Origin of the sequence: Akkermansia sp. N21116, from assembly GCF_029854705.2 — a bacterium.
Classification (GTDB): Bacteria; Verrucomicrobiota; Verrucomicrobiia; order Verrucomicrobiales; family Akkermansiaceae; genus Akkermansia.
On the sequence record NZ_CP139035.1, the window covers coordinates 1,488,906 to 1,501,954 of the forward strand.

Below are 13,049 nucleotides of genomic sequence, written 5' to 3' on the forward strand. Positions count from 1 at the left end.
CATGAACAAGAAAGTATGGATATCAATAGCTGCCGTGTTGTTGGCAGCGGTGGCAGGCTGGTTCCTGTGGCCGACGGCTCCCGAGTATGGGGACAGCTATTCCGAGCAACAGCGGAAGCTGTGGAATGAGCGTCGGGCTATTTTACCTTGGATCTGGGCATTGGCAGATGGTATCCCGGATGTTGATGCTGAGTTTTTAAGTCGTGTGTTGGGCAAGGATAAAATGTGGGTGAAGGATGAATGGAAACGGCGAAAGGAATGTATAAAATCGATCGATAATGAAAGGATTAAGATTAAATGGGAAGAGAAGTTAGCCTATCCCGTACCTTCTGTTATTCATGAAGACTGGGCATCTTTGGCGGCAGAGCAAGTACCGATTCAGGAATGTTTACGTCGTGCAAATGGCGGCGATGCAGAGGCCTGTTTGGTGATGGCATGCCACTTGGGGTGGGGTAACAGAGAGTATTCTGAAGAGTTGGGCTGGAGAGGCGCTCGAGATGTCGGTTATTGGTTGGACAGGGCCGAGAAGTTGAATCATCAGGGGGCGCGTTTCTTAAAAGAATTCCTACGAATGACATTGCCGGAAAGCAGAAAAACAATTACTGAAATTTCGGGTTCTACGATATATTGTGTGCGAAAAGCTTGCCCGAATTATGAAGATCTGCCGGGTTATGAAGGGTTCCTGAATTGTATGCGGAATGGCGATTTGGTGGCGTATTCCCTGATAGTAAAAATGGCTTGGAATCTCACTCTTCCTGACAAGGAAAGGATGTTATTGCTGGAATCTCTTCGGCGGCAGGTCAAATCAGGAGATGTGAGAGCGATGGAAAAGCTGTCTGATTTGATTTTCTTTGTTTCACAGGATACCTATCGATGCAATTTCGATATGATCCGAGAAATGAAAGACTCGTTTTGGGGGCGAGCTGTCGGCTTCCTTCCGTTCAAGGCTCAGGGGAGTTTATGGAATGGTCTTGTCAGGATTGGGTTGCTTGATGTGGAAGATACCGAGACGATGAAAGAATTGAGAGAAGGCATGGACTGTGCCCGTAAGGCTGCCCGAAGAGGTAGCCTCGCAGGTATGAATTGTTGCCTGTGGAATGGTGTCATCTGCTCGGATTACTATACTCAAGAAGATTGGGATGAGGTGTTCCGCTACTATCACACGCTGTTGGAACGCAACTATATTCCTTTTCAGCCTCTCAGGGATGACTTGTTTCGCCAGGATAGATCGGATCTGGATCTGGTCACAGGTTTTTACGATTATAAATTGCTGGAAAATGCGATTAAAGAGATTCGTGGTCAACAGGAATATGATGGTGCAGAACTGTTTAAAAATATCAATAAACGAATGGATATCGGGGATGTAGATACCGTGCGTCGCCAATTGGATGAATGGATTGCTATGAGTGGGGCAGATGCCATTTTGAGCAAGTTACTGGCAGATTCATCCTTCTGGAATGTTTCCCCTGAACTTGCCCGCATTTATGCCGACAAGGTGCAGGAATTGGCTGATGAAGGAGACCCTTTTGGAAAACTTGTCCTGGGGTATTGTCATGAACACGGATTGGGGGTGCCACGCGATTTAGGCAAGGCCTGGAGGTATTATCTCGAATCGAGAGATACTGTCGGTTTTTTTGTTAAAAGGTTGCCCGATGGTTATATGGATCCTGACAATGGAGAGGAAATTTGCTCTGCGAGTATGCAGGAGGCTCCTGACCTTTTCCTCTTGTCTCTCGGAATCCGGCACACGGATTTCCCGGGCAGGGATGAAAAATTGATGTATGCGCTGGCTCAGGAATTGGAAGATTCGGTATCTTCTTCACTTCCTGGAAATGTGAGTTATCTTCTGGGTCGTGTGTATGAGGACGGTATCGGAACTCCGGTAGACAAGGAAAAGGCTTTGAAGTTTTACGAAAAAGGCAAGAATCATATCGGATGTACGGATGGCGTTGAACGCTTGTTGCAAGAAGAAACAAAAGGAATTTCCAAGGAGAATAACCCATGAAAAAGAAAATGTGGATTTCAATAACTGCCGTCCTACTGGCAGTGGTGACGAGCGTGTTTCTGTGGCCAGCGGTTTCCGAGTATGGGGATAGCTATTCCGAGCAGCAACGGAAATTGTGGAACGAACGCCGTGCTCTTTTCCCGTTGACGTGGGAGATCGCACGTGGATGCAATGATGGCGGCAAGTATTTAAGCCGGATTACGGGTAAGGACGCGACATCGGTGAAGGAGGAATTTGCGCGAAGGGAAGAGCGAGAGAAGACTTTGGCTGAGATGCAGGCCAAGCTTCGGGACAAGGAGAATCTACCCTATGAAGTGACGTTGGATCCGGTAACTTCCCACGGGAAACTTCCTGCGGATCAGGTGTCGCTTGAGGAATGTTTGCACCGGGCAAACAGCGGAGATGCGGAGGCTTGCCTGGCGATGGCGTTGCATCTTGGATGGGAAAAGGGAGATTTTCCTGAAATGTTAAGCTGGAGGCAGGCTAGAGATGTGGATTACTGGCTGGGGAAAGCAGAGGAATTTAAGCATCCGGGGGCTCGCTTTTTAAGGGAATTTGTGCATTTGACTCTTCCGGAAAACAGGAATGTTGTTAAAATTACGGGTAGTAGTTCACTCTTTATTTCCCCAAAAAAGTGTCCTGATTATACGGGTCTTCCTGGTTATCATGAATTTCTGAATGGTCTTCGCGGAGGTGATTTGATGGCTTATAACCTGATGTGCCGGATCGCCTGCCACCTGATTCTTTCCAACGAGGAGAGATCCCTGTTGCAGGATGCCCTGAGGAAGCAGGTGAAAGCCGGGGATGTGAGGGCGATGGAAAAAATGGCAACCCTGACTTTTTCCCCTCCCAAAGATTCTTTCGATAGACAGAGGGCAATACTGGAAGGGATGGAGGAAACGTTTTGGGGCAGAGCTATCCTGATGCTTCCTGACGAAGCGAGTGACCAGGCGTGGAATGGTCTTGTCCGGATGGGGGGGCTGAAAGTCGAAGATGCGAAGGAGATGAACGAATTCTACGAGGGGGTGGATTGTGCCCGAAAGGCAGCCCGGAGGGGGAGCCTTGCCGGTATGGACTGCTGGCTTGCACATGGGTTGTCGAGCTTGAATTATTTTACCCGTGAGGACTGGGAAGAGGCGTTTCGTTACTATCGCACGTTGCTGGAGTGCAGGTATGTGCCTTTTATCGAGAGAATGGCTTTTCGTTCCAAGTTGGACTCCATGGAAACAAAGTTGATGGAGTGTTTTTATCGTCCCCGTTTTTTGAGGCAAGCCATGAGCAAAGCTTTGGAAAAGCTGGATTGGAGAAAGGAGGTGTATTGGTGTGACGTTGTGAAGTTGATTGATGGGAAGAATGCTGAAAAAGCCCGCCGGCAGTTGGATGAACTGGTTGCTCTGTGCGGAGCTGATCGTCTGTTGCTCAAATTGTTGGAAGAACCTGCCTGTTGGGATGTTTCTCCTGGCGTTACCAGCGTATATGTGGATAAGGTGAAGGAGTTGGCAGGCGAAGGTGATCCTCTCGGCAAACTTGTCCTAGGCTATCTCAACGAGCATGGTATGGGGGTGTCCCGTGATTTGAAAAAGGCTTGGGATTGTTATTCAGAAGCTAAGGAAGCCATGGGGGTGTTCGGAGGTAGCTCGGTTCTCTATTCCGACCCTTTCAATGGAGGGAAACGAAACAATGTCAATATGCAGATTGCTCCGTCGGTTTTCATGTTAACTCTCGCGTTCCGGCATGCAGACCTGCCGGGAAGGGATGAAAAAAAACTGTATGATTTAGCCCAAGAATTGGACAAATATACCCAGTCCTACACGGCGGGCGGTTTGAATTATTTTCTGGGAAAGGTATATGAGGACGGGATCGGGACGCCTGTGGATCGTGATAAAGCCTTGGAGTATTATAAACGTGGGGCAAAAGGCAGGTTTTTCTATCATGCCGGTTGTGGGGAAGGAGTGGACCGTTTGTCGCAGAAGTAAGCTGATGATCTTCTTCAACGGAAAGATGCCGTTGGCACAGAAGCAAAAAACAGCTTGGCAATACTCTTTCAAGACCATGATGGTAAAGGAAAATGACGGATGTTATCCCAAAAAATTGATGGGCGAATTTGGAGTTGACTGCGTGAGGGAAAGTGGTATTGATGAATCCACATCAGGTTTCCGGACCTGAGTTTCTGATTGATGCTCCCATCTTCTAGCGGATAGGAAGGCCGTCTCTCCAACGGCAAAGGCTCGGTTCAACTCCGGCTGGGAGTGCCATTTCTCTTGTGGTGATGGTTTTGCCGGAATAATGCTGGTATCCCGTTTGAGGACGGCTACAATGCGCGGCATGCAGGAGGCAAATACCGCGGATCCGCAGCGTATCGACTGGTTCTCGTTCTGGAAGCTCGTGTTGATCCAGGCGCAGAACTCCTTCAGTGAAAAAGGCGCCCAGTTTTTGCTGATTCCTCTGGGGGTATGGTTGTACCGTGAAGAGGGTAATCTGGAGTATCCCCTGGGGGCGATTATCGTCCTGCCGTTTATTTTGTTTTCCCCTCTGGCTGGCTGGTTGTCGGACAGGTTTTGCAAGACGTATATTATCCGGGCCATGGCCGTGACTCAGCTGGTGGTGTTGATGGGGATGTTTTTTAGCTTGAGAGGGCACAACCTTGATGCCGCGCTGGGGTGGTTTTGCGTGTTTGCCGTACAGGCGACGGTGTTCAGTCCGTCCAAAAAGGGGATTATCAAGGATATCGTAGGTACGAAACGAATCGGCTTTGCCAGCGGAATTGTGGAGATGGCTTCTGTGCTGGCTCTGCTGATCGGCCAGTTGGGGGTGTTTGTCTGGTTTTCATATCTGCTGGAGCCGGGGACGAATACGATCTGGCACCGAATGCTTGGGGATGGTTTTTTTGCCTGGTTTGACGGTGTTTTCAAACCGAACGGGATCAATGACGGGTGGTATGCGGCATCGTTTCCTTGTTTCATGTTTTTCCTGCTGGCCGTGGTGACGGCGATTGGGACGTTTACTCTGCCTGCCTATCGTCCGTATGAGGCGCGTCCGTTTGCGTGGAGTTTGCTGTACGAACATTTTAAGCAATTGGGGTATTTATGGCGGCATGAAGTCCTGCGGCGTTGCGAGGCCGGTATCGGATATTTCTGGTTTTTCGGAGGAACGATCATTTTGATGACGATTCAGCTGGCCAAGGAGGTATCGGGAGCAGGAGATGATTTTGGCTCTCAGGGGGCTGAACTCATGGCCTGGATGAGCGGCGGCATGGTGCTGGGTGGCGTGGTGGCTTCCTCCATTTGCCGCAACGGCATTCGCATGGGAGTAGCCTTTTGGGGAGGGCTGGGGATGACTCTGGGATGCCTGGGATTGAGCCTCGTGCCTCCGAATGTCTGGTTGTTCCAGGTACTCCTGATTTTTGCGGGAGCTTTTGCCTCGGCTTATCTGGTGCCGTTGAATGCTTGTCTTCAGGATCGTGCGGAGAACGGAAGGCGCGGCGACGTGATTGCGGCGGGGAATCTTGTGGATTGCTTTCTGGGATTGCTGGCGGTGGGGTTCCAGTACGTCATGATGCTGTTGATTTCCCCGGCATGGCAGTTTGTTGTCATGGGAGTCATGAGCCTGGGTATGACTCTTTTCGTGTTGAAAATCGGCCGTTCCATGCGGTCATAATCTCATTATTCAAATTCTGTAGAAAAAAGATGATGAAAGAAATCAGTCCTGTAAACATTACGGATAATGCCGTTGAGTTAATCGGTCACAAGTGGATGCTGATTACGGCGGGGGATCGGGAATCCTTCAATCTGATGACGGCCTCTTGGGGTGGTATCGGGTTTATGTGGGGTAAGCCTGTAGCTTTTGTGGTGGTACGCCCCAACCGCTATACGTATGAGTTCATCGAAAAGAAGGAGTACCTGACCCTCTCCTTCATGGGGGAAGAGTTCCGTTCGGCCTTGCGCGTGTGTGGGACGACATCCGGGCGCAACGGAGACAAGATGGCCGCTGCCGGATTGTCGCCCATAGTGACGGAGATGGGCAATGTGGCTGTCGAAGGCGCCGATCTCGTGTTGGAATGTCGCAAACTGTACAGCGATGCCCTGAAGGAGTCCGGATTCGTGGACAAGTCCTGTCTGGAGAAGTGGTACGCAGAGGATAATCCCTTGCATCGCATGTATGTGGTGGAAATCATGCATGCATGGATCAAGGAGTGATACATGGACATTCTTTCCTGTATCGTGAACATTTCGCAGCGGTTATGAGTCTCAAAAGTTGAAGCCGCTTCATGGCAATGGTTTCTTCCCTAAGCAGAAAGCGGTTTAGGTATCCAAATCTCATTGAGATGAGAAATCGTTATTTGTTCAAATTCCTCGTCAGGCTTTTCAAGGATGATCGTGGCCACTCCGGCTCCGCCTCGGAGGATAAGCGTGCTTCCAGAAAATCGTAGCATGGCGGGGATCGCATGGATCCAACGAGGGGGGGCCTTTCTTCCCGTCCGCTTGGTATGTTCAGTGGCGTGGGGCGAAGTTGCCGCGCCTTTGTCCCGAATACAGGTATTCTGTGAAAGAACGGTTGGCGAGTATACGTATCTCAACGGTAATCATATACATTTCAATAGATTTATGAATGGAAGAAGCCTCATGAGAATTGCTGCCTTCGGGCTGTGTGCCGTATGTTCGTCCGGTTGGGCGGAGCAATATGCCGAGGGCAGCAAGGATGTAGTCCGGAGTAAGATTGAACCGCCGACCGATGTTTCCATGGTCAATGCTCCGTATCGTGACAAGAATCAACCTTTGGAACAGCGGGTGGAGGATCTTTTCAAACGGTTGACGGATGAGGAAAAGGCTTCCTTGCTTCACGGCTGCAGCGGATACGAATACGGTGATGTGCCGCGCATCGGACTCACGAAGTTCATTATGTCGGATGCACAGCTGGGAGTACGCCTCGGAGGAGACAATCGTTCAACGTATTTCCCTTGCGGGACGGCCATGGCGTCTACATGGAACCAGGATTTGATTAAAAAAGTCGGCGAGGTGATTGCCAGCGAGTGCAAGGCGACGAACTCACGCATTATTCTGGGCCCCGCAGTCAACCTGATGCGTACGCCTTTGGGCGGACGTAGCTTCGAATATTTCGGGGAAGATCCCTTCCTGGCCGGAAAGATAGCCGCTTCGTTTATTAATGCCGTACAGGCCAATGGTGTTTCGACATCTTTGAAACACTGGCTTTTCAATGATCAAGAATGGTCCCGCACGGTTATCGACGTCGATGCTCCGGAACGCGCTTTGCGCGAGATTTATGCCAAGCCGTTTGAAATCGCCGTACGCGAGGCCAATCCCTGGACGATCATGTGCTCTTACAACAAGGTGCGCGGCAAGTGGGCGAGCCACCAGAGAGATCGTCTTAACAATATTCTTTATGACGATTGGAAGTGGGATGGAACTATGGTGTCCGACTGGGGAGCATGGCATGGCGATGCGGATGCCGTCAACGGGGGCTGCTATCTGGAAATGCCCAGCGGAAAGAATGCGGACAAGGACAAGAATATTGTCAAGCTGGTCAATGAGGGGAAGATTGATCGCAAGTTTTTTGAGGATGCCGTCAAACGCAATATCCGTTTTGCGATGCGTGTCGGCGCGTTTACCGAGCCTCTGGAAGGCCGGTTGAATGCTCCCGAACATCAGGAGGTTGCCCGCCAGGTTGCCCGCGAAGCGGTGGTCTTGCTGAAAAATGACAAGCAGTTCCTTCCTCTGGATCCGCAAAAAATCGGCAAAATCGCCGTGATCGGGCCTAATGCCGACCAGTACCAGACCATGGTGGATGGTTCCGGCGTCCATCAGCGTGGCGGTGCTGCGGCAGGACGTCCCCCCTATGAGAAGACGCCGCTGGCCGGCATTGTGGAGCTCTTCGGCAAGGATCGCGTCCTGTTTGCTCCCGGATTCCGCTTCGAAGATCCGAAGAAAAAGAGTTTCCCGGACATGAAAGAATGGGATCCCGTCGAAGCTGCCAAGGAGGCGGACGTGGTCATTTTTGTGGGAGGCACCGATCATACCTATGACCGCGAATGTGCCGGTTGGGGGGTCTTGGAAGGCGGTGACAAGCCGGATCTGAACCTCAAGGGAGACCAGGTAGCCTTGCTCGACAGGGTTTTGGACGCTAATCCGAAAACGGTGGTAGCCCTTGTCAACGGCGCTCCTGTCCAGGTAGAGGAATGGATTGACCGAGTGCCTTCTCTTCTGGAATTATGGTATGGTGGCATGGATGCCGGTACGGCGCTTGCTGAAGTGGTTACGGGCAAGGTGAACCCCTCGGGTAAACTGCCCTGTACCTTCGGCAAACGCTTGAACGATTGGAAGAGCCATTCGGAAGGATTCCTCTCCTACCCGGGCGATATCCGCTGGAGCAAGGACAATCCCGTTCAATTCTACTCCGATGATATATGGGTAGGCTACCGGCACTTTGACAAGGCAGGCATTGAACCCCGTTTCCCCTTCGGCTACGGCTTGTCGTACACGACGTTTTCCATGGACCCCGCCGGTACCAATCCCGGAGCAGGTGAGTTCTCCGTGAAGCTGACGAATACGGGAGACCGCGAAGGAGCTGAAACCGTGCAGTGCTACATCACCAAACCCGAATCAAAAGAAGTGCCTATGCCCGTTCGGGAACTTGCCGGATTCAAGAAGGTGAATCTTAAACCAGGTCAGTCGGAAGTCGTTACCTTCAAACTGACGGATGAAGAGAAGAAATACTGGAGCGAAGCGAAAAATTCTTGGGATGTGATGCCCGGTGAATACAAGGTTTCGATCGGGAATTCTTCCCGCAACCTTCCCGTCCAGTATTCCTGGAAATAAAGGTTGCCGCATATTCATTGAATGCAGGGGCTGTTCCGGAATTTTCTGGAACAGTCCTTTTTTTGTTATACCGTGCTACCAGTAGTACGACAGATCAAGTATTTACTATCCGGTCTTTCCCTGATGAAAGACAGTAGCTATGATGAGAAAAAGGTATGAAATCAATTTTACGATTACTGTTGGGCGTGATGCTTGCATCTGTGACTTGGACTGGACAGATGAACGCTGGAGAATGTTCGGTAGATGTTAAAAATCTGCATATGGAAGCAGTACTGTTGCCTGGGACTGCTGGTGTGTATACGGTTCATGCATCATGCCGGATGCAATGCCGTCACCATTCTGGAGTATACGGACTTGAAAGGGAATATACCAAATCGTTATTTCCCATCGTAGTGGATGTCTTTTCCATTGATGGTAAATTAGGTTTGTCTGAAGAAGAACGCAAAAAGCAAGCTATTGCGGAAGCCAGGCGCATTGTCGAATTGGCAGCAATGTGCATGCTAAGAGAGGAATGCGGGCAAGCGTCATTTTCTTGTAATTGTCTGAAATCGGATTGTTCCTGTGTGGGGTGCAAACCCATGGCTTCAGATGATTCCTTGATACTATTTCCGAATGTTAGCTCAAATGTTTCAACGGATCAGGAGATATTCAGACGGTTGTCCAAGGCAGTTAATTTAAGCTATGTGACGAGTTTGGAAGGAATTGAAGCAGCCCAAGATGAATACATAGCGAAGAATTATCCTAATCTTTTGAAAAGCGATAGTGTAAATAAAATGTACCAGTATGGACTGTATTTGCAGCTTATTGTCGGACGGGATAAGTCTTCCGGGAATACACAGATAATCTATTTTGATATGACTGATCTTTACAAAAAGATGGAGCAATCAAACGATGATGCAATTCGGGAAAAAGTCCGGCAAATGATGGAAGAATACAAATAAGTTTATCTGACCAATCAACGTACATGGGGCTGTCTTCATCCAGTATGGGGCAACCCTTTTGATGGACTGATATCCAGTGATGAAAAGAGCCTCACCCGGGATGAAATTCCTGAGTGAGGCTCAATAATGTCGATAACCTGTTTTTGGAAGAAGGCCTTATTCCTCGATTTTCTTGCGCTTGCCTGCGGTGAGGCGGAAGAAGAGGGGTACGAGGAAGATGGCGAGGACGGTGGCGGTGATGATGCCGCCGAGTACGCCGGTACCGACTGCTTTTTGGGCTCCTGCGCCTGCGCCATGGGCAAACGCAAGGGGGATAACGCCTGCGCCGAAGGCGAGGGATGTCATCAGGATGGGGCGGAGGCGGAGTTTGGCGGCGGTGATGGTGGCCTGCATGACGTCCATGCCGTCCCGGTAGAGGTCTTTGGCGACTTCGACGATGAGGATAGCGTTTTTGGCGGAGAGGCCGATGGTGGTGATGAGGCCGACTTTGAAGTAGATATCGTTGGGCATTTCCCGCAAGAAGACAGCCAGCAAGGCACCGATGAGGCCGAGGGGTACGACCAGGATGACTGCGAACGGAATGGACCAGCTTTCATACAAGGCTGCCAGTACAAGGAAGACGATGAGGATGGAGAGGGAGAACAGGATGGTGGCCTGGGAACCAGCCTGTTGTTCTTCATAGGATTGCCCGGTCCATTCGAACCCGATTCCCTGGGGCAGGGTGGAGGCGATTTGCTCCATGGCTTTCATGGCGTCGCCGCTGCTTTTGCCGGGTGCGGCGGAGCCGTTGATGGTAAACGCGGGATAGTTGTTGTAGCGTGTCAATTGAGGGGGGCCTGCCGTCCATTCGAGATCGACAAAGGATGAGAGGGGCAGGAGATTGCCGGCCGAGTTGCGGACATGCAGGTCTTCGATGTCATCTCCGCCGAGGCGGCTTTTGGCATCGGACTGGATGATAATGCGACGAACCTGGTTGCCGTGCATGAAGTCACCGACGTAGCTGGAACCGAACATGACAGCCAGGGAATTGCTGATTTCCGTGATGGGAACTCCCATGGAGAATGCTTTTTCTCGGTCGATGGCAACGCGGAGGCGCGGGGTGTCGGGCTGCCCGGCAAAGTATACGCCGGTGAGGTCGGGGCTTGTGGTGTTGGCCTTGGCGAGTAGTTCGTCGCGTGCCTCGACGAGGCGGTCGTATCCGATGTCTCCCTTGTCCTGAAGGCGGAAGTCGAACCCGGACGTGTTGCCGAGTTCGGGCAGGGAGGGCATGTTGATGGCCATGACGTTCATTTGAGGATCTGCCGCGAACCGGGCATTGACTCTGGCGACGATGTCCTTGACGCCCATGCCGGGCTCCGTCCGGTGTTCCCAGTCCTTCAGGCCGATGAAGAGCATGGCCATGTTGGTTCCGGAGCCGAAGAAGCTGAACCCTCCGACGGAGTAAGTATATTCGACGGGTTCGTTCCGGATCAGATAGTCTTCCACTTCGCGCAGGCGTTCACTGGTTTCCTCCTGAAGAGTTCCAGCGGGCAGGGAAATGACGGTGAGGAAGTTGCCCTGGTCTTCTTCCGGCAGGAAGGAGGTGGGGAGGGTGACATACAGGTAGCCGGCTCCGGCGATGACGAGCAGGTAGATCAAGAGGGAGCGGACGGGGCGTTTGATGATGCCTCCTACGGATTTGCCGTAGCTGTTGGTAGCGCGGGTGACTGTTCTGTTAAAGAGTCCGAAGAAGCCTTTCTTTTCCTGATGTTCTACGGAAGAAGGTTTGAGGAGGCTGGCGCAGAGGGCCGGCGTCAAGGAAAGGGCGAGGAAGGCCGAGAAGGCGATGGACACAATGAGCGTCAGTGAGAATTGACGATAGATGTTGCCGACGGCGCCACTGAAGAATGCCATCGGGATGAAAACGGAAATGAGAACTGCCGTGATGCCTACGATAGCTCCTCCGATCTGTTTCATGGCTTTGACGGTGGCACGGCGGGCATCCAGCCCTTCTTCCATCATGATGCGTTCCACATTTTCGACAACGACGATGGCATCGTCTACCAGAATGCCGATACTCAGCACCATGCCGAACATGGTGAGCATGTTGACGGAGAATCCGGATACCCACATGACGGCGAATGTGCCGAGCAGGGCGACGGGGACGACGAGTGTCGGGATGAGAGTGGCCCGGAAGTTCTGAAGAAACAGGAACATCACGATGAAGACCAGGGCGATGGCTTCCAGCAGAGTTGAAATGACCTTTTGGATTGAGATCTTGACGAAGTGGGTGGTTTCGTAGGGGATCTGGTAGGAGACGCCGGCGGGAAAGTCCCGCGACAGTTCGTTCATTTTGTCCTGAAGGAGTCCCATGGTTTCCACGGCATTGGAACCGGGCGCCATCTTGATGGCCATGCCGGAAGAGACCTGCCCGTTGCACCGCGAGAAGAAGGAGTAGTTGTTGGCTCCGAGTTCGACGCGAGCCACGTCTTTGAGTTTGACGGACGAACCGTCTTCGAGCGTGCGGAGTGCGATGGATTCGAATTGTTCCGGGGTACTGAAGGCTTCTTCCGCTACTACGCTGGCGTTGATCGGGGCGTCTTTGTTGACGGCGGCTCCGCCGATGTCTCCGACGATGATGCGTTCGCTCTGGGAGGCGACGGCCGTGACGATGTCGTTGGGCGTCAGCTTAAGAGCCTCCAGTTTTTCGGGATCCGGCCAGATGCGCATGGATGTCTCCGCGCCGAACTGGTCGACGCGACCGACACCCTTGACTCGTTTGAGTTCCGGGATGATGCGTGATGAAGCCAGTTCACCGAGTTCCGTCCCGTCCAATGTCCCGGTGGAAGACAGGGAAATGACGGCCTGGATGTTGTTGGAGGATTTTTCGACGAATACGCCTTCGCGTCGGACGGATTCGGGAAGGCGGGATTCGACGATTTTGATACGGTTCTGAACTTCGACTGCGGCGATGTCGGGATCGGTGCCCTGCTTGAATGTGACGGCGATGTCGACCATGCCGTTGGAATCGCTGGTAGCTGTCATGTAAAGGAGGCCGGGGGCTCCGTTGATTTCCTTTTCGATGACGGCGGTAACGGCTTCTTCCGTGACCTGGGCGGAAGCGCCCGGGTAGGTCGTACGGATGTTGATGACGGGCGGCGCGATGTCCGGATACTGGGCGACGGGCAGCATCGGGATGGCCAATGTCCCGATCAGCGAGATCAGGAGGGCGACAACCCATGCGAAAATGGGGCGGTGGATGAAAAAGTCGGGCATAGCCTAATGTGGGGC

General features: G+C 51.9%; 8 protein-coding genes and 1 tRNA gene. 8 read left to right on the forward strand and 1 reads right to left on the reverse strand.

What is annotated here, in order from left to right; translation table 11 throughout:
• The first annotated feature begins 1 nt into the window (after position 1).
• The 8 genes from QET93_RS05710 (at position 2) to QET93_RS05745 (ending at position 9,779) form a co-directional block, all read left to right on the forward strand.
• Complete coding sequence (locus QET93_RS05710; protein WP_280131927.1) at positions 2 to 2,005, forward strand: hypothetical protein; 2,004 nt, start codon at positions 2 to 4, stop codon at positions 2,003 to 2,005.
• Positions 2,002 to 3,981: a hypothetical protein gene (locus QET93_RS05715; RefSeq protein WP_280131926.1), complete on the forward strand. Its 1,980-nt coding sequence runs from the start codon at positions 2,002 to 2,004 to the stop codon at positions 3,979 to 3,981. The genes QET93_RS05710 and QET93_RS05715 overlap by 4 nt, the downstream gene beginning before the upstream one ends.
• Before the next feature lie 4 nt (positions 3,982 to 3,985).
• Positions 3,986 to 4,171, forward strand: coding sequence for a hypothetical protein (locus QET93_RS05720; protein WP_322190136.1), 186 nt, complete (start codon positions 3,986 to 3,988; stop codon positions 4,169 to 4,171).
• A gap of 13 nt (positions 4,172 to 4,184) precedes the next feature.
• Positions 4,185 to 4,260, forward strand: a tRNA-Glu gene (locus QET93_RS05725).
• Positions 4,261 to 4,291: 31 nt separating this feature from the next.
• The gene (locus tag QET93_RS05730; protein ID WP_280131925.1) at positions 4,292 to 5,662 is read left to right on the forward strand and encodes an MFS transporter; all 1,371 of its coding nucleotides are present in this window, start codon (positions 4,292 to 4,294) and stop codon (positions 5,660 to 5,662) included.
• 29 nt (positions 5,663 to 5,691) lie between these two features.
• Positions 5,692 to 6,201 (forward strand): flavin reductase, encoded by a 510-nt coding sequence (locus QET93_RS05735; protein WP_280131924.1) that lies wholly within the window; start codon positions 5,692 to 5,694, stop codon positions 6,199 to 6,201.
• Between the two features lie 426 nt (positions 6,202 to 6,627).
• Positions 6,628 to 8,838 carry a glycoside hydrolase family 3 C-terminal domain-containing protein gene (locus QET93_RS05740; RefSeq protein ID WP_280131923.1) on the forward strand — a complete coding sequence of 737 codons (2,211 nt, stop codon included), beginning with the start codon at positions 6,628 to 6,630 and terminating at the stop codon, positions 8,836 to 8,838.
• Positions 8,839 to 8,993: 155 nt separating this feature from the next.
• A complete protein-coding gene (locus QET93_RS05745; protein WP_280131922.1) occupies positions 8,994 to 9,779 on the forward strand; it encodes a hypothetical protein in 786 nt (261 codons plus the stop codon).
• A 156-nt stretch (positions 9,780 to 9,935) separates the two neighbouring features.
• Here QET93_RS05745 and QET93_RS05750 read toward each other — a convergent pair whose 3' ends face one another.
• Positions 9,936 to 13,034, reverse strand: a complete 3,099-nt coding sequence (locus tag QET93_RS05750; protein WP_280131921.1) for an efflux RND transporter permease subunit — start codon at positions 13,032 to 13,034, stop codon at positions 9,936 to 9,938.
• Between the last annotated feature and the right edge of the window lie 15 nt (positions 13,035 to 13,049).

Bases quoted from the DNA above. Each gene is read 5' to 3' on its own strand.
- QET93_RS05710 (WP_280131927.1), top strand. From the start codon at position 2: ATGAACAAGAAAGTATGGATATCAATAGCTGCCGTGTTGTTGGCAGCG.
- QET93_RS05715 (WP_280131926.1), top strand. From the start codon at position 2,002: ATGAAAAAGAAAATGTGGATTTCAATAACTGCCGTCCTACTGGCAGTG.
- QET93_RS05720 (WP_322190136.1), top strand. From the start codon at position 3,986: ATGATCTTCTTCAACGGAAAGATGCCGTTGGCACAGAAGCAAAAAACA.
- QET93_RS05730 (WP_280131925.1), top strand. From the start codon at position 4,292: ATGCTGGTATCCCGTTTGAGGACGGCTACAATGCGCGGCATGCAGGAG.
- QET93_RS05735 (WP_280131924.1), top strand. From the start codon at position 5,692: ATGATGAAAGAAATCAGTCCTGTAAACATTACGGATAATGCCGTTGAG.
- QET93_RS05740 (WP_280131923.1), top strand. From the start codon at position 6,628: ATGAGAATTGCTGCCTTCGGGCTGTGTGCCGTATGTTCGTCCGGTTGG.
- QET93_RS05745 (WP_280131922.1), top strand. From the start codon at position 8,994: ATGAAATCAATTTTACGATTACTGTTGGGCGTGATGCTTGCATCTGTG.
- QET93_RS05750 (WP_280131921.1), bottom strand. From the start codon at position 13,034: ATGCCCGACTTTTTCATCCACCGCCCCATTTTCGCATGGGTTGTCGCC.